Genomic DNA, 18,162 nt, shown 5'->3' on the forward strand with positions numbered 1-18,162 from the left:
GGAAATGGATTCGATGAATTGTCCGGATCTGAACATATTATACCATTTACTAAAACATTCCGGTCTTAACGACAGCGTTATTCCGCGCAGAGGCGCAGCGTGCGCGGAGCCGTTTATGACTGAATTTCTCTGCGTCCTCGGCGCCTCTGCGCGGAATCAAATTTATACCGGATAGTTTTAACGTTTGGTATTAGGTTGAGAGTTGCGCTACTCCTGCTTATCAGACTCGGACCGGGAGGCGGGAGTCTGTTTTGTTTCTGCAATAGAGCTGTTCAATCTCATAAAGGTTGATGTGGCGATTTGTTCCGCGATGGGTTTGTCAGCTCGCGCTTCAATAGGTTGCGTTCGTAATAAAGCTCCGGCGTGATCGCCGGAGCTTTATAGCAGTGTGAGACATTCCGGATATTGGAACACCTTTGGCGTATTGATTTTAACTTATAGACCGTAGGCGGAGAGATCAATACCCAGAGCGGCCGGGTCGAGGCCGTACCCTTTGAGTTTTTCGAGGTAGACACCGGCCTTTTCTTTCAGTCCGCTGAACTGATTGGAATATTCCGACAGCTGGGTTTTGAGTTCTTTACTTTTAGTTGAGAATTTCTCATACCATTTAAGGTCTTTCACCTGCTGGGAATATGCTGTAACTTTGCTCTGGGTATCGGCGAATACGGAAGAATACTGTCCGAGATACGCGGTGAGTTTGGCAGGATCCATGGTCGCCACTTTGGCCTGAATATCTTTGAGCGGTTTCTGCAGATCGGCGAGCACCTCTTCTTTGGAGACGCTCAGTTTGGCGGCCTGTTCTTTGATTTTTTCAACGGCTTTGGTCGACAGGGTTTCGGCCTGTTTCGTCACTTCATCGGCTTTGGCAGATGCGGCAGCAGCGGCTTCATTCGCCTTTTTTTCAATGCCGGAAGTATCCACGGAATAGCTGCCGTCTTCTCCTTTTTTCAGAAAGCCGCTGCTGCAGATAAATGCGGCGGCCATTAAAACGATCCCTAAGTTTTTCATGATACTCCCTTTCATGGTTGATAATAATTGGAAAAAGCATAGCGGGTTCGCGGGATACGTCACCCTTTCTTTTGCGGATTTTTTGCCTGGATCGCAATGCTGAGCAGGGCCAGCGTTGCCGCAAAACAGGCCAGATTGGCCGGAGCATAATGGCTGCTAAGCCGGAGAACGCCGCCATAAACGGCAGGGCCCAGAGCGCTGGCGATTACCATAAAGGTCATGCAGAGTCCGCTGATGGCGCCGAGGTGCTCGCGGCCGAAGTAGCGCGGCCAGGTGACACTCATCAGGATACCGAACAGGCCGTTGGCGATGCCTCCGCCGAGAATGAGGCAGGCGATGGGCCAGCCGGGGGTGAGCAGAAAAAAGCCGAACAGGTTAATGCCCATGGCGGCGAGCATGATCATAAGCAGCCAGCGCAGTTCAATGCGGTCGCTCAGCCAGCCGCCGAACAGGGTGACGGCAATGGAAATGCACGCGATCGGCGGAAAGATGGCAAAGCCCTTTGATCCGTCCATTCCGGCCAGAGAAAAGATGGATTCAACGTGGAATGTATTGGCGGTGATGACCAGTGCCTGCAGCGACAGGGTCAGGGTGAAGGCCCAGAAGGACAGGGTGCGCCGGGCTTCGGGGAGTGTGAACTGGCGGCGGGGGATTCGCTCTGTTCTCCGGACGTTTGTTTTTGACCATCGGGAATCAGGCCGAGCGGTTCGGGGGAATCCCGGAAGAAAGTGAGCAGCAGCGGTGAAAAGAAAAGCATCAGCAGCAGTCCGAGCAGCAGCCAGGTGGCGGCCCAGCCGCGTTCGTTAATCATACCGCTGAAGATGGTGGGGGCATACGAGAAGCTGAAGGCTACTGCCGCGCCGCTGATGCCGCTGGCGAGTCCGCGGTGATGATCGAACCATTTCATAACCATATTTCGGGATGACATCGTCAGGACACCCTGGCCGCTGAGCCGCAGCGCAAAGAACAGCAGTGAAAGCAGAGCCACCAGACCGGTCTGGCCGGGCAGGAGCGGTTCCGCAATCCGGGCCAGCCGTGCGGTCTGACTAAGGGCGAGCAGGACGAGGCCGAGGATCATGCAGGAACCGAAGCCCATCCAGCGCGCGCCGATACGGTCGAACAGTTTTCCGGACGGAGTGATGAGAAATGAGCTGGCAAAGGTTCCGATGCCGTAGGCGATGGTCAGTTGAAAACGACCGATTCCCAGATCATGAATTAAAGGTTCGATGAAGGCCGACACGCCGGTGGTCTGTCCGGGAACACTGAGGATGATGCCGATGATACCCCAGAAAAGAATGGCCCAGCCATAGAAAAACGGGCAGCGCGCGGGGTTGAAGGGAATTTGGTCAAACGTTTTTTTCATGGGGGGGAAGGATAGGCGCCTGCCGGAGGAAAGGAAACCTTCCATTGGCTGGAAAAATTGCGGGACGGAACGTGTGTGTGGTTGATGAGTCAGCGTGACTGAAACGGTCTGCAATTTTGGGCTGAACGGGGTTGACCCGGCATTGCGATCCTGTATAAATGCCGCCTGTTTTCCCGTAAAACGGAATCCTGACCGAAGGATCTTCGCCGAAAGAACAAATACCGCACGGTGCGGGGCGAGCGCCCGGATTCTAAAACTCCGAAGGGCGGCCGGAAAAACCGGCTTAATTTGCAGGGATGCATCGGGAGACGAAAGGAAGATTAAGCATGAAATATACAGGACCGAAAATCAAGAAAGCGCGCCGTCTCGGTATTGCGTTGTCACCGAAATCTGAACGGTATCTCGAACGCCGCCCGAATCCTCCGGGACAGCACGGCCCGAACCGTCGTCGTGGTAAACAGTCCGACTACGGACGCCAGCTGACGGAAAAACAGCGCCTGCGTTATCAGTACAATCTGAGCGAAAAGCAGTTGCGTTCGTACTACGAAAAAGCCGCCCGCAAACCGGGCAACACCGGTGAAGTGATGCTGCAGATGCTTGAATGCCGTCTGGATGCGGTGGTTCTGCGTGCCGGTATGGCTCGTTCCATCTATCAGGCTCGTCAGATGGTTTCCCATGCGCATTTCCGGGTGAACGGTAAAAAAGTGAATATTCCGTCCTACAACCTGCGTATCGGCGACAAAGTCACCGTTCGTGAGAAGTCCAAAGATCTGGATGCTTTTGTTCTGGCGCAGCAGGTTGCCAAGACGCCCGAATATGTTACGGCCAACGATAAAGAGCTCACTGCAGAATTGAATCGTCTGCCTGCTATGGAAGAAGTTCCAGTGACCTGCGAAATCTCGCTGGTCGTGGAATTCTATGCCCGATAGTCAATCTCTTTCTGGGATTGGAAAAAGCCGCTCCTTCATCGGGGCGGTTTTTTTTGTTTACAGTGTCTGGTCGGTTTCCGGGAGTATGCGTTGGGAATGCCCCGATCAGGTATTGGCAGGAGAGGAGCCGCAGTTTTATCGGGTGCGCAGTGTGAGAGGCGAATTATACCATTTACTACAACATTCCGGTCTTAACGACAGTGTTATTCCCGCGCGGAGCCGTTTATGACTGAATTTCTCTGCGTCCTCGGCGCCTCTGCGCGGGATCAGATTTATACCGGATAGTTTTAACGTTTGGTAGTAGGCGAATCGCACTGTTCTTATTCCGCCAGCCAGCCGCCGGTGGCCTGGATGGGGTCAAGGGTCCCGTCGCCGGAAACCCAGACGGCGAGGGCGGAGGCTGTGTTGTTGAGCCTCAGTTCGGCGGTCCAGAGATCATTGGTCCGGGACATGGCGGTCTGATTGAGACCGAGTGCCACAAAAAAGTGTTCGAGGGTACGGCCTCGGTTTTCACCGGATCGGACCTTTGTAGTCTGTCTGTCGCTGAGCGGTGCCGCCCAGGCTGTGAGCCCGCTGTGTTTCTGTGTCGGTTCAAAAGTAATCGAGAGTATTCTTCCGGTTAATTCGGCTTTAAGCATTCCGGGGTTTGGTTTTCCGGCTTTCGGGACCGGATGGCGTGTGGCCTTGCCGTTGGTCACAAAGCAGGGGGTGTAAACCGTTCGGTCGTTCCACTGTTTGGAATAGTTGCGCTGGCGGTCGGTGAACTCCGGTCTGGAAAAGCGGTCGTTCCAGCCGAGGTAATTCCAGTAGTCGACGTGAAAGGCCACCGGAACAAAGTCGGTCCAGAGTCCTTTATGGTCGGCAAAACGGTTCAGTTTCTCTTCAGCAGGCGGGCAGCTGCAGCAGCCTTCCGAGGTATACAGTTCGATCAGGCTTACCCGGTGTTTCGGGCTCTGGAAAATGTGTTCCGCAGTGGTAGTGGTGATGACGCTTAATAGGGGAATGATCAAAAACAACGGTTTCATGCGTACTCCGGGGTTCCTGTCTTTGAACGGTCTTTCGCCGGAATGTTCAAAATGAATATGACTGTGAACCAAATGGATAAGGATGTCTTGAAAACAATAAAACCGCCTTTTTCAAAGCGGTTTTATTGTTTTTCAGAGACGGTCGGTCAGAGGACGTTACCGGGTGGCTTCCATGGAAAGGCTGATTTTCACATCGTCGCCGATAACCGCCGCCGGTGAATTGGTGATGCCGAGATCACGGCGGTTGAGGACGGTTTCGGACTCGATGCCCATGCGCTTGTTTCCGTGCGGATCATCCACCGGTCCGTTAACGGTTACCGGCAGCACAACGGTGTGGTCTTGGCCGAGGATGTTGAGGATGCCGGTCACTTCATAGTTTGAGGCGTCCTGTTTTTTTACGGTTGTACTTTTGAAGGTGATGGTCGGGTATTTTTCCACGTTGAAAAAATCCTCTGCCCGCAGATGATTGTCCCGTTTTTCGTTGTTGGTATCGATACTGGCCGCCTGAATCGTTCCTTCAATCGCCTTGAGCGTATTGGATTCCAGATCAAAATCCACGGTGCCTTCGAACGTATTGAAGGTGCCCTTAGTATTGCTTACCATCATATGTTTGACCGAAAATCCGATTTCAGCGTGGCCTGTATCCAGGGAAAATATTTCTGCATGCGTACTCAGCGCGAGAGTTGCTGCTGCGGCCGTCAGAATCAGATATGTTTTCATGGTTTTCTCCTTAAGGTTAAGTTCTTAGAATCTATTACACTGGTTTATACGACCATCATTTCTGCATTCCGTTAGATTTTAGTGTGCATAGTTTTGAGAGACGGTGGCACGAATGACTTGAGCCGGTACGGAGCAAAGGCTATAAATTCCGCTCATTTTTTCCAATCGGAGCAGTTTTATGAAAGTACCGGTCAGTTGGCTGAAAGAATATGTGGATTTTGAAGATACCGTTGAAGGTTTGTCGGACAGGCTTACCTTTGCAGGGCTGGAAGTGGAGGCCATTGAAACCATCGGCTCCGATTTCGAAGGCGTGGTGGTCGGTGAAATTCTGAATATCGAGCCGCATCCGGATGCCGATAAGCTGCGGCTCTGTACGGTCGATTACGGGGCCGATGAAAATATGCAGGTGGTCTGCGGGGCTCCGAATGTGGAAGTCGGTGGTAAATATCCCTTTGCACCGGTCGGTACCACGCTGCCCGGCGGTTTCACCCTGAAAAAGGCGAAAATCCGCGGCGTGATTTCCATGGGGATGCTCTGCGCCAGGGATGAGCTCGGTCTGGGTGAAGATCATTCCGGTCTACTGGTGCTGGATTCCGACCTCAAGCCGGGGACGCCGTTTGTAGAGGTTTGGGGAGAACCGGAAACGGTGATTGAGCTTGAAGTGACTCCGAACCGGCCGGATTGGCTGTCTATGATCGGTGTGGCGCGTGAAATGGCCGCTCTTTACGGCACGGAATTGAAACAGCCGGACTTCGAAATTTCCGAAACCGAAAATGATGTCAACGAAGAGATTAGCGTTCGTATTGAAGATGAAGCCAAATGTCCGCGTTATACCGCACGTATTCTGAAAGGTGCGAAAATCGGCCCGTCGCCGACCTGGATGCAGGAACGCCTCGAAGCCGCCGGCATCCGCCCGATCAGTAACGTGGTCGACATCACCAATTATGTAATGCTTGAAACCGGGCATCCGCTGCACGCATTTGATGCGGCCACGGTAGCCGGGAAACAGATTGTTGTACGCACGGCCCATGCCGGCGAAACGATGAAAACGCTGGATGGTCAGGAGCGCGAACTGACCGAAAATATGCTGGTAATCGCTGATGCCGAAAAAGCTTCGGCTGTCGCCGGGGTAATGGGGGGCGAAGATTCTGAAATTACCGAGGCAACGACGACCATTCTGCTTGAGGCGGCGGCATTTGATACCGCATCGGTTCGTCATACTGCCAAGCAGCTGGGGCTGATTACCGATGCCTCCTACCGTTTTCAGCGTGGCGTGAATACGGATTCCGTTGAGTTGGCCAGCCGTCGGGCGGCGGCGCTGATGTGTGAACTGGCCGGAGCGAAACTCTGTTCCGGTGTTGTGGATGTTTATCCGCGGTCGAAGGAAATGATAAAAATTCCGTTCAGTTTCAAGCGCATCGAAAACATGATCGGGGCCGATATTCCTATTGATAAGATGCGCGGCATTTTCCAGACTCTGGAAATCGGATTAGAAGAGGATAACGGCGAAACCGCAGTGGCTGTGGTGCCGGGCTTCCGGTTGGATCTGGAGCGTGAAGTGGATCTGGTGGAGGAAATTGCCCGGATTCACGGCGTCGATAATATTCCGGCGAAAACGCCTTTGGCTAAAGTGGTTCCGGAAGCGGACGATTCGCGCGTCCGTGCCGTTGCCGGACTTCGGAATAACCTGCAGGGGCTGGGCGTCAGCGAAATCATGAACTACACGCTGGTGAGTACGCCGCTGCTGGACCTGTTCGATCCGGATAATAAAGGCGAGCGCGAGGAGCTGCCGCATCCGATTTCGATGGATCAGTCGGTCATGCGCACTTCGCTGATTCCGCAACTGGTGGAAAGTCTGGGCCGCAACCTTTCTCGTCAGGTGAACGAAGCGTGTTTTTATGAACTGGGCCGCACCTTTAAACGTGTTGAGGGCGTTCCGGTTCAGACCGAAACGGTTTCGCTGGGCATGATGGGCCCCGTCGGCCGCAGTCTGCTGAACAAACAGGCGGCCGTTAAGGACGAAGAGATGTACGTCTGGATGAAAGGACTTATCGAACAGCTTTTGGCGGCTCAGCATCTAGAAGTGTCATTCGGTGTTCAGGATTTTCCGGAATTTGAAACCGGTAAATCAGTCGCGGTGATGATCAACGGCGAAGTTGCCGGTAAAATGGGGTTGGTAAATAAAAAAGCGCGTGATGAATGGCGTCTTTCCGGGCCGGTTGCGGCCGCTGAAATTGAGCTGGAAGCCCTGCTGAAAAATGCATTTAAAATCCGTAAAACGGAGGAACTTGCACCGTTCCCGTCCATGAGCCGCGATATTGCGCTGGTGCTCGATGAAGCGGTTACACACGAAGAGATTGTAAAACTGATCGGCAAGGCAAACCCGAAGGATCTGGAATCGTTTGTTCTGTTTGATATCTATAAAGGCAAAGGGATTGAAAAAGGTAAAAAGAGCCTGGCCTATAACTTTGTCTATCGCTCCGCGAAACAGACGCTGACCGATAAAAAAGTGAACAAAGTTCATCAGAAACTGACCGATTTCCTCTGTAAACAGCTTGGGGCAAGTTTGAGGGATTCTTAGAGGGGTGTTTATTTCTTTTCTTGTCGTGTTTCTATTTTGATAAAGGTAATAATAGGAACATGGCATTTAAATTCTCAACTTGGATTCTATTGTTTTTTTTTATGAGTGCATCCTTGGCGGGTGCTCAGGTTCCCTCCCGTTTTGCCCGGGATTCTGTTCGAAAAGAGCAGTTCAGGAACAAGCTGGAGCGAAAAACGGAAAGCCGGCGCAAGGAGATTCAACGCTGGGCTGCGCAAAAGGGGCTTCCTGTCCGATATAAGCAAGGGCATCAGGTGATTCAGCTTAGAGCCATTTTCAATGGAGAACCTCTATATCTGACGACATTGAATAAAAAAGCGGCCATTTCCTCGGCAACGGATCTGGTTCAGCAGGTATCTCCGGGTTACGGATTGGACGGCGATGGCATCATCATCGGCATCTGGGACGGGGGATGGGTTCGTGCAAGTCATATTGAATTTGGTTCCCGTGTTATCACGAAGGACACGGATTCGGAGTCCACGGAGATAAACTATCATGCCACGCATGTGGGAGGAACGCTCGGGCATCTGGTCAGGATACGGATGCGAAAGGAATGGCTCCGGCCGCAACCATTTACAGTTATGGTTGGGAGTCGGATTTGTATGAAATGTCCAGTATTGCGGCAAATGCGCCGGGGCAGTCTACAAAAATTTATGTTTCCAATCATTCCTATGGACTGTTGGAACCGGAAGGCTATTTCGGAGCGTACATGACTGATGTGGATGATCTCGATGGGCTTGTTTACGGTAATGAATATTATCTGCCCTTTGTTGCGGCAGGAAATGATCAGGATTTGTCTGTTACGGGATATGACACCATTGCCTATTACGGGGTGGCCAAAAATGTAATGACCGTAGGGGCGGTAGAAGATGCCGTTTCCGGAGAGGCTCGGGAGATCGCGAATGCGGCCATGACAGACTTCAGTAGTTGGGGACCGGTGGATGACGGCCGCATTAAGCCGGATATTGTTGCAAATGGCTATGAACTGAAATCAACCTCTTCTGCATCTGACACAGGCTATTTGCAATGGGGGTGGTCCGGAACAAGTATGGCTACGCCCAATGCCAGCGGTTCGGCGGCCCTTCTGGTGGAGCTCTATAAAGAATTGTTTTCAGGGGGGGCTATGCGGGCCAGTACCCTCAAAGGGCTGATTATTCATACCGCCGATGATCTGGGAAATCCCGGTCCGGATTATAAGTTTGGCTGGGGGCTGATGAATACAAAAGCTGCTGCGGATCTGATTCATGATGTTGCTTTGGGAAATGTACTTCGGATGCAGGAAGGTACTTTATCTGAAGCGAATCCATCCGATACCTATTCCATTTATTCCACAGGAGCTGAAGCCTTGAAGGTCACCCTGTGCTGGACGGATCCGGCGGCTAATGAAAATTATGATACTCTTCCCGATCTGGTTCATGATCTGGATCTCAGGGTCAAAGGGGCCAATGGAACAACTTACCCGTATAAATTAAACCGGGATATCCCGGAAAACAATGCCTCGCAGGGCGAGAACAATGTGGATAATGTTGAGCAGGTCTATATTGAGTTTCCGGATGCGGGTTCTTATGCGGTCACGGTGGATTTTGATGGTTTACTTCCCGGTGAATCACAGAATTATTCGTTGCTGATCAGTGGCATCCCGAGCGATTCGGATACCGACAGTATTCCGGATTTCTGGGAAATGCAGTATTTCGGCAGTACGACCGGCGCGCTGGCTTCGCAGGATTCCGATGGTGACGGAGCGGATAATCTGACGGAATATATTTCGGGTTTTGATCCGACGGATCCGGCGTCGGTTTTTGCGATTACAACGCAGGAGGCGGGCCCTAACGGAGGTGCGCCGTTTGTAATTACCTGGGATGCTGTGGAGGGGCGCATCTACAATGTGAAACGGTCCCATGATCTGCTGTATGATCCGTTTGCGGAAAATGAAACCCTTTCCGGGGATCTGCCGTATCCGGCTGACAGTTTTACGGATCTGGTGGAACGTGTGACTTCGCCGGTATTTTATCAGGTGGAAGTTCGGTTGGCCGATTAGCGTTTTTCTTTACTTTCGGCATAAAAAACGCTACTTTATTGAGTGCGTTTCCAGGGATTGGAATATGCACCACCAGTCATGAAAGTTGCGTATATAATTCTGTTGGGTGCCGTTGCGGCTTCGGCCGCCGGGTTCCGGATGTTGAAGCCCTCTCCGTGGGGAGCGTTTCCTCCGCTCGATATTATAATCTGCGAAAAGCCGATGGCGGGTTTTCAATCGCTGAAAACACCGGTAATTGAAAAGAAGCGGATTTATACGCCGACAGAGGTCCATTTTTCCGGCCGGCCCAAAGCTGTAATGCATCCGCTTCTGTCGATGCCGTCCTTGGAAGAGCGTTCGGACGATATGCTGTTTGAGGCGGATGCACTGAGTTTCCTGCCGTTTGATGAGGCGGTGTTGAGTCCATTCGAATAAAATCCGCACTATTTTTGCGGATTTGCGAATTGAGCGGTCTGCCTCAACCCTTTGTCTATTCGGCTGTAATCTCGAATACGGTATGAAAATCGGCAGCTCCAGACAATCGAACGGTTTCCGGATATTGGAAATCGAAGCCGTTCTCGGCCTTTTGCTAGCCGTTTCCTCAGCGGCGCAGACACACCGCACATTTTCGGAACAGCCGGTCCGGCGGATGGTGCGTGCGGATGAAATGAGGCAACAGGCGGTGCAGAGCCGGGCGGTTGCCAAAGTCTGGGCGGAGCGTCGGGGGCTTGAACTGCGGCATGATGACGGTACCGGGGTTTCTGAAATCATGGCAGTGCGGAACGGACGGCCCTTGATTTTTACCACGCAGAATGAAAATGCGGCGGTTTCCACCACTGCCGATCGGGTGCGTAACGAACTGAGAGTGAGCGGAGCGGGGGTTCGAGTCGGCGTTTGGGACGGAGGACTCGTGCTGACCAATCATCAGGAACTGGCCGGACGGGTAGTCGCCGGTGATGCCGTGGCGGCGCATTACCATGCTTCGCATGTCGGCGGGACCATTGCGGCGACGGGCGTGAAAGCGCAGGCGGAAGGGATGGCTCCGGCAGTGGAACTTCTTTCCTACGACTGGGACTCAAATACTGCGGAAATGATTTTAAATGCGGCGGCGGAACCGGGTGAAACCAATCGGATTTATATTTCCAATCATTCCTATGGCATTTCGTCGGGCTGGTTGTCGTATTACTGGACCAATCCCTATACACACCAGTCGGGCTGGCATTGGTGGGGCGATATTGAGGGCATAGAGGGCGATCCCTATTTCGGCCAATACGGATACTGGGTCCGCTACTGGGATGAAATCGTGTACGATGCGCCGTATCACCTCATTTTCAAAGCGGCCGGAAATGAGCGGAATGATAATCCGCAGGACGGGGACCGGGTTTATTATACGCTTGATGACGGCGAAACCTGGACCAATGTAATTTATGATACTTCGATTCATGTGCCGGGCGATGGAGACGTTAAGGGCGGCTATGACACGATTCCATACTATGGAAATGCCAAGAATATTATGACGGTCGGTGCCGTGTACGATGCTGTCGCTGACGGGGAGCGGAATCTGAACCAGGCTGCTCCTGCAGTATTCTCCAGCTGGGGGCCGGCGGACGACGGGCGCATTAAACCGGATATTGTGGCAAACGGGATGGAGCTGTTTTCATGCAATTCAACTTCAACAAATGCGTATGCCGTCCGTAGCGGAACCAGTATGGCCTGCCCGAATGCATCGGGGTCGGCGGCGCTGCTGGTTGATTATTACGATGACCTTTTTCCGGGGCAGGCGATGCGGGCGAGTACACTCAAGGCACTGATTATTCACACGGCCGATGATCTGGGGCGCCCTGGACCGGATTATCAGTTCGGGTGGGGGCTTATGAATGCCCGGCGTGCAGCGGAGCAGATAGACGATCTTTTTGCCGGAAACCGGATTGCCATTAAAGAGGAACGGCTCAGTTCCGGGGAGACTGGTGCATTCTGTGTTTTTTCTGACGGTTCCGCACCGCTCAAAGTGACGCTCTGCTGGACGGATCCGCCGGGCGGGTATTCCGATGCGCTGGATGACCGGACGTCGATGCTGGTGAATGATCTGGATCTGAAAATCATTGCGCCGGACGGAACCGTTCATTATCCGTTCCGCCTCAGTTATGCGGATCCCGAAGCTCTGCCGGAAACCGACGGGAAGAATCACGTTGATAATGTGGAACAGGTGATCGTCGGATTCCCTGCAACGGGAACCTATACCATCGAGGTTTCGCACGACGGTGAGCTGCAGGATGGGGAACAATATTATTCGCTCATCACGAGCGGGGCGGTTTCGGATGCAGATCAGGACGGCCTGCCCGATGTCTGGGAAAACCGTTTTTTCGAGACGTTTACCGGGGGCGATATCTCGGATGATTCCGATGGTGACGGATTGAATAATCTGGAGGAATATATCGCGGGAACGGATCCGACCGATCCGGCTTCGACCTTTTCAATTGTTTCGGTTTATTCGCTGCCGGCCATGAATGAAAATCCGGTAGTGATCGAGTGGGATGCACTGCCGGGGCGGGTTTACCGGGTATACTGGACGTATCATCTACGGTATGTTCCGTTTGAGCTGATCTCCGGGGAAATCCGCTGGCCGGTCAACAGCTATACCGATACCGTTGAGCGAATCGGCGATGCGGCGCTCTACCGGATTGATGTCCGGCTGGATGATTAATGTCCAGAGATCGGAATTTCAACCTGTTCCACGGGGCATTCTTCGATCGATTCCAGAAAGAGCCGGCCGTACCACTGTTTCCAGACTCTGGAATCGAGGATGGTGACGGTGCCGTAGTCGTTGCCGCTGCGGATAAGGCGTCCGACGCCCTGGCGGAATTTCAGTACGGCTTCGGGAAGAGAATATTCTTTAAACGGATTTCCGCCGCGCGATTCAATCGCTTCAAACCGGGCCTCGATCAGCGGATGGTCGGGAACAGCAAAGGGCAGACGCGTAATAATGACATTGCTGAGTGCCTCGCCCTGTACATCCACGCCCATCCAGAAGCGGTCGAGGCCGAACAGCACAGCGGCTTCATGATTCCTGAATTTTTCAAGCATGCGTTTCGGGGGCATGCCGGTGCCCTGAACAAGAAATTCATAGCCGTTTTCTTCAAAACAGAAGCGCAGTTCATCGGCCACTTTCCGCATAAAGCGGGCATTTGTAAAAAGGACAAAGGCGCGGCCGCGGCTTTCGTCTACAAAATATTTAATGGCTTCGGCCGCTTTGTCTTCAAAATCGGGTGCGGCCGGAGGCGGCATATTGACGGGAATCTGAATCTGCATCTGGCGGGAATAGTCGAACGGCGATCCCACCCGGAGTTCTTCACATTCCTGGGCGCCAATACGCTGCCGGAAATATGCGAGACTGTTCCCGACAGCCAGCGTGGCACTCGTCATGACGACGCAAGGAATTTCCTCGAACAGCATTTCGCGCAGGATGGGGCCGACATCGACCGGAGCGGAATAGAGTACCGGTAAACGGCGGCGTCCCTGGATTTCGGTCCAGTAGACGTGCCCCTGCAGGGATTGTTTCAGAAACGATTCAACGGTGTCGCGCAGTTCAAGACCCCGGTTGCGGAGCGATTTAATCTCGGCCTGAAGATCCTCGTTGTCGGTCGTCTGGGTGACGGTTTTGAGGTGCATGCAGAGATTGGAGATTTTCAGCGGCAGGTCGGTTTCAATCGGCGGCGGTTCAAACACGCGCTGTTGCGGTTTTTGCGGGCCGAGCTTAAAATGATTTTTTACGGCTTCAAAAAACTGTTCTGCGGATGTGCGCACCTGATCGGCCATGAAGGTGCCTTTGCCGTCTTTAAGTACGGATAAAATACCGCGACGTTTTTCACTGTGAATGCGGTTGAGCCAGTATTCAATCTGATAGAGTGAGAGTCGGATGCCGAGATGCGAAGAGGCCACCTGTTCCATCTGATGGGCTTCATCGAAAACCACATATCCGTAAGGCGGCAGCATGGCCGCGCCCTCGGCCCGCAGGGCGAGCTCGGAAAAAAACAGGGAGTGATTGACGACCAGTACCTGGGCATCGAGCATCTGCTGGCGGGCGTTGATGTAATAGCAGTCTTTGTAAAAGGGGCAGCGTTTGCCTGTACAGTTTCCGGTTTCGGCGCAGATGGTACCCCAGACTTCATGATCGGGCTGTTCTTCGAGTTCCTGATAGGAGCCGTCGCCGAGCTTGCGGGCCTGGGCAAGCGCATGGATTTTATCGAGCTGGGATTCGCGTGTGGCATCAAAAAGGTCGCCGCTGGTCCGTCGGGCGCGCTGGAGCCGGAGCAGACACAGGTAATTGGAGCGCCCCTTGACCATTACGGCTTTGAAGTCGCGTCCGAGCACCTGTTTCACAAAGGGGATGTCTTTGTGCATCAGCTGTTCCTGGAGAGTGATGGTATAGGTGGCGATTACACAGCGGGTTTCGTGTTCGAGTGCGGTGAGAATCTGCGGTACCAGATAGGCGAAACTTTTTCCGACGCCGGTGCCGGCTTCCACGGCAAGGTGGTGTCCGAAACCACCGGCGTCGGCGATGGCCCGGGCCATTTTCTGCTGCTGAGGGCGGAGTTCAAAGTGAATACGGCCTTCGGTGCAATGCTGTTCCAGCAGACCGCCCGGCTCAAAAAAGCGGTCGGTCAGTTTGGCCGCCTGCGGCGTCGGAACTGGATCGATCGAAATCATTGGCGCATCGTATAGGAAGAGGCGCGCGGAACAAATGCCGTTTAGAGGAATTTATCCGGATTGTTTTTTGTATTTGCAGGAAGCGGTACTTACAGCGATCATGTATTCGGGACTTTCAGGGCGCTGTTATTGAATCAGCAGGGCCTGTTCACAGAGATAAGCGGTGAGGGCTTTGGTGATTTCGGTGATGTAGGCGTAGGAGATGTAGTCCGGAGAGTCGATGGAATCGGCATCGGTATGGTAATACGGGTTTTCAATGAAGGTTCCTTCGTCTTCGGGCCAGTATTTCCGGAAATCGTATTCAACCAGATGAACGGCATCGATCCCGGCATGTTGAAACGGCATATGATCACTCTGATTATATCCAAAAGCCTGGCGGGGAATCAGACCGGTGCTGGTTTCGATGGCGTTTTCGAGGTGTTTTCCGGTGGACGAACGCCGGAAGTTTTTTCTTCCAATGACCACATAGGGCGGTGTGCCGGCGTTATCGTAGCCGATCGTATCGATACTGATCATACCGGCAATAGCTGAACGCAGGAAGCAGTTGTCAGCTGTAGTTGACGGATCATCTGTAGTGTATGTTTTCAGGAAGTGCAGAGCGCCGGGCGATCCCTTTTGTCCCGGGCCGTAGGAGCCTTTTTCTTCGGCATCGAATGCGACAAAAACGATGGTATCCCGGAATTGAGCGTGCTGAATCACGCGAGCGGTTTCAAGCATGGCGGCGACTCCGCTCCCGTTATCATCTGCGCCGGGACAGCGTGTTACCGATTCGTGAGCCGCATCCACAGTATCATAGTGGGCGCCGATAATGTGAATCCTGTAGCCCGGGCTGCCGACTTTAATGGCGACGACGTTGGCGCAGTTGGTGTAGACGGCATTGAAGCGGGTGAAGTGGAACGGATCAAGAGAGGCTTTATATCCCATTTCACGGAAGGTTGAAAGCAGGTAGTCGCGGGCGGAGTCATGCTGGTAGGCGGGATAACGGACAGAATCCGTATGGGCGAATCCGCGACTGTTGCCGTCTGCGGTATAAAGATTCCGATGAAAGCAGGTTATTTGTTCGGAGGAAACCGCATTCGGCAGTTCCGGGATCTGTTGCCGCGGACTGGTGCATGCTGTCAGTAGCAGCGGGAGAAGCGGAAGGGCATGTTTGAGCAGAATTTTTTTCAAGGGTCTCACTCCGGTTGGCTGGTGACTTTGAAAACCCGGTTTGGATAGGCGTTGAGATCGAAGGAAACCGAGTGGGTGGTGATGGTCGGAGTGGAGGGAACGGTGGTTAATACCTTCCATCCATTGGAAACGGTCAGGTTGGTGCTGCCGTAAACATGGTAAGCAATGCCGGGGCTGCTTTCCCAGTTGAGCGATACGGTGCTTCCGGAAAAAGTCTGCCGCAGTGTGGCCGGGGGAATCACCACGGCCTGATCGACCAGATAACCGACGAGTATCCGGGTGACATCAGTTGCATACGCATAGGAGATATAGTTCGGCTGATCAATGTTGTCGTCGGGGTGTGGTAATAGGGGTTCTGGTACTGAGGCGGATCGTTCCGGTAATCATAATAATCACCTTCGATGACCAGAATGGATTCGATGCCCGCATCGTCAAAGGGTTTGTGGTCACTTTCCGTCCATTGGTAGCTGTAAGAGGTGTCGAGGCCTGTGTAGCTGCCGCCGGCGGATTCGAGCGAGGTGACCAGGGGTGAGTTTTTATCATAGTTCACAGTGCCGAGAATGACATTATACGCTGTGGCGGGATCGTCGTAGCCGATCATATCGACACTGATCATTCCTTTGATGTTTGCGCGCAGGAATCGGGTGGCATTGGTCTGTCCGGTCTGTGTGGTGGTCCAGTTATTCACAAAGTGCTTCGAGCCGAAAAAGCCCTTTTCCTCTCCATCGAAAGCAATCAGCATGATGGTATCCCGAAAGGTGTAGTGCTGGATCGCCCGGGCGGTTTCCAGGATGCCCGCCACGCCGCTGGCATTGTCATCGGCGCCGGGACAGACACCGGTTACGTCGGATTGCCCGCTGTCTACACTGTCGTAGTGGGCTCCGATGATGTGGATGAAGCCGCTGGTGCCGCGTTTGATGGCGATGATATTGTTGCATCCGGAATAGGAATGGCCGCTGTAATTGAAAGTGAACGGGGCAAGATAGGTTTCGAAGCCCATGGCCTGAAATGTGTTGAAAATATAATCGCGCGCCAGATCATGCTGAGGGAGGGGGGTGCGGGGGGAGGGACCATCGGTGAATCCGCGGCTGTCGCCCTCTTCAACAAACAGATTCACGTGAAAATTTGAATAGCTCCCTTCGGAGACTTCACCCACGATATCGGAAATAGATATACCGAGGCAGGCCAGACCCGTGCATCCGAAAAGTCCAAGGCTCAGCAGTGTACGTTTCCAGAACATGAAAACGGTACTACACACGGGTTCGGATTTAGTAAAGATGCAAGAGATGAAAACAAGACCGGGCGGTTAAGGTTTTGCGTACCTATCGGTGGGTGGAGATTTCAGCGGCTCAGCACGCGGAACACATTCCCGGTAACGGTATTGAGGTCGAGTTGGACGGTTTGGTCAACGACATCGTTGGTGGCATCGATTTGGGTGATCAGGTTCCAGGCATTGGCGGTCAGGTCTGTGGTTCCGTACAGTTCGTATTCAATATCAGGACTGGTGAACCACCTGATGGAAAGGGTGTTATTGGAAATGCTTTGATTCAGTGTGGCGGGAAAAATCGGTGTGGCATAGTCGCAGACGGCACCGGCAATGCCTTTGGTGACATCGGCGGCGTAGTTGAGATTCAGATAATCCGGCGAATCGATGGCGTCGTAGTCGGTGTGATAGTACGGATTTTTAACGAAGTTGGTTTCGCCCCAGTAATTAACGAAATCATATTCGATCACATGAACAGCATCGAGGCCGATGTTGTAAAAGGAAATATGATCACTTTCATCAAATCCGCTTGAATATTCCACCGAGAGGTCGGTGTATTTTTCAATGGAAGCACCAACTGCAAATGCGGCCTGGCTGGAACCGGCAACCCGGCCCACTGCAACATTGTAGGGCGTGTTGGTGTGATCATAGGCAATGGAGTCGAGATTCACGACCGCCCGGATGGAGGATTTCAGAAAGGTGGTGGAGTTGGTTTCGGAGGGCTTGTCGGAGATATGATGGTCCCGGAAGTGGATGGAGCCCTGATAATCCTTCTCCTCGGCATCGCAGGCGAGAAACACGATGGTGTCTTTAAAAATATAATCCTTTATCGCCTCCGCAATTTCGAGGAGGGCGGCGACGCCGCTGGCTCCGTCATCAGCACCGGGACCGAGGATGACATTCCGGTGCCCGCTGTCGACGGAATCATAGTGCGCGATGATCAGGTAGATATTGGTTCCTCCGTATCCCCGTTTTGTGGCAACGACATTGTTGCACCCGGCATAATGATAGGAGTTTGAATCATTGTCGTAGCTGAAATTGACATCAAATTCGAACGGGTCGAGCCAGGTGTCGTAACCCCAGGCGGTAAAATTCGAAATCATATAGTCCCGGGCGAGATCGTGTTGATAGGCCGGAATGCGGGGGCTGGGCCCGTCCGTGAATCCGCGGCTTTCACCGATGTGGGTGTAAAGATGGGCCAGATGATTGGAATATCCTGCCGTTGTCACCGTATCTACAATGTCGGATGCGGTAATCGCCTGTGCCTGCAGCGTTATACTCAGCAGAAAAGCGGAAAAATGGAATATACGCTTCGGCGGCATGGGGAAGCTCTACAGGCAGTGCTGAAATTAGTAAAGAG

At 53.0% G+C, this 18,162-nt stretch carries 14 protein-coding genes; 5 read left to right on the plus strand and 9 right to left on the minus strand.

From position 1 onward, the window contains the following. Positions 1-435 precede the first annotated feature (435 nt). Genes EGM51_17955 through EGM51_17965 form a run of 3 tightly spaced genes read right to left on the minus strand, consistent with a single transcriptional unit; the run spans position 436 to position 2,416 of the window. Positions 436-1,008, minus strand: coding sequence for a hypothetical protein (locus EGM51_17955; GenBank protein QBG49188.1), 573 nt, complete (start codon positions 1,006-1,008; stop codon positions 436-438). Positions 1,009-1,067: 59 nt separating this feature from the next. Further along, entirely contained in the window at positions 1,068-1,802 is a 735-nt protein-coding gene (locus EGM51_17960) for an MFS transporter (protein ID QBG49189.1), read from the minus strand. Next, positions 1,595-2,416, minus strand: a complete 822-nt coding sequence (locus EGM51_17965; GenBank protein ID QBG49190.1) for an MFS transporter — start codon at positions 2,414-2,416, stop codon at positions 1,595-1,597. Before EGM51_17965 ends, EGM51_17960 begins: the two co-directional genes overlap by 208 nt. Positions 2,417-2,697: 281 nt before the next feature. Between EGM51_17965 and EGM51_17970 the strand changes: the two genes are divergently transcribed. Next, positions 2,698-3,300 (plus strand): 30S ribosomal protein S4, encoded by a 603-nt coding sequence (locus tag EGM51_17970; protein QBG49191.1) that lies wholly within the window; start codon positions 2,698-2,700, stop codon positions 3,298-3,300. Positions 3,301-3,620: 320 nt separating this feature from the next. On the opposite strand, the gene EGM51_17975 is transcribed toward EGM51_17970, so the two are convergent. Both EGM51_17975 and EGM51_17980 read right to left on the minus strand, forming a co-directional pair. Further along, entirely contained in the window at positions 3,621-4,325 is a 705-nt protein-coding gene (locus EGM51_17975; protein ID QBG49192.1) for a DUF1223 domain-containing protein, read from the minus strand. Positions 4,326-4,481: 156 nt separating this feature from the next. Beyond that, a complete protein-coding gene (locus EGM51_17980) occupies positions 4,482-5,045 on the minus strand; it encodes a polyisoprenoid-binding protein (protein QBG49193.1) in 564 nt (187 codons plus the stop codon). A 178-nt stretch (positions 5,046-5,223) separates the two neighbouring features. Between EGM51_17980 and EGM51_17985 the strand changes: the two genes are divergently transcribed. The 4 genes from EGM51_17985 to EGM51_18000 all read left to right on the plus strand — a co-directional run bounded on the left by EGM51_17985 (position 5,224) and on the right by EGM51_18000 (position 12,365). Further along, a complete protein-coding gene (locus EGM51_17985; GenBank protein ID QBG49194.1) occupies positions 5,224-7,626 on the plus strand; it encodes a phenylalanine--tRNA ligase subunit beta in 2,403 nt (800 codons plus the stop codon). 454 nt (positions 7,627-8,080) lie between these two features. Further along, positions 8,081-9,682: a hypothetical protein gene (locus EGM51_17990; protein QBG49195.1), complete on the plus strand. Its 1,602-nt coding sequence runs from the start codon at positions 8,081-8,083 to the stop codon at positions 9,680-9,682. Between the two features lie 78 nt (positions 9,683-9,760). Further along, positions 9,761-10,096 carry a hypothetical protein gene (locus tag EGM51_17995; protein QBG49196.1) on the plus strand — a complete coding sequence of 112 codons (336 nt, stop codon included), beginning with the start codon at positions 9,761-9,763 and terminating at the stop codon, positions 10,094-10,096. Between the two features lie 82 nt (positions 10,097-10,178). Further along, positions 10,179-12,365, plus strand: coding sequence for a hypothetical protein (locus EGM51_18000; protein ID QBG49197.1), 2,187 nt, complete (start codon positions 10,179-10,181; stop codon positions 12,363-12,365). Here the strand turns inward: EGM51_18000 and EGM51_18005 are convergent. From EGM51_18005 to EGM51_18020, 4 genes are all read right to left on the minus strand, one after another. Continuing rightward, positions 12,362-14,368: a hypothetical protein gene (locus EGM51_18005; GenBank protein ID QBG49198.1), complete on the minus strand. Its 2,007-nt coding sequence runs from the start codon at positions 14,366-14,368 to the stop codon at positions 12,362-12,364. The genes EGM51_18000 and EGM51_18005 overlap by 4 nt on opposite strands. Before the next feature lie 126 nt (positions 14,369-14,494). After that, entirely contained in the window at positions 14,495-15,658 is a 1,164-nt protein-coding gene (locus tag EGM51_18010; protein ID QBG49199.1) for a Zn-dependent exopeptidase M28, read from the minus strand. Between the two features lie 118 nt (positions 15,659-15,776). Continuing rightward, positions 15,777-16,778, minus strand: a complete 1,002-nt coding sequence (locus EGM51_18015) for a Zn-dependent exopeptidase M28 (GenBank protein QBG49200.1) — start codon at positions 16,776-16,778, stop codon at positions 15,777-15,779. A gap of 101 nt (positions 16,779-16,879) precedes the next feature. Continuing rightward, entirely contained in the window at positions 16,880-18,124 is a 1,245-nt protein-coding gene (locus EGM51_18020; GenBank protein QBG49201.1) for a Zn-dependent exopeptidase M28, read from the minus strand. Between the last annotated feature and the right edge of the window lie 38 nt (positions 18,125-18,162).

Source organism: Verrucomicrobia bacterium S94, from assembly GCA_004299845.1.
Lineage (GTDB): Bacteria > Verrucomicrobiota > Kiritimatiellia > Kiritimatiellales > Pontiellaceae > Pontiella.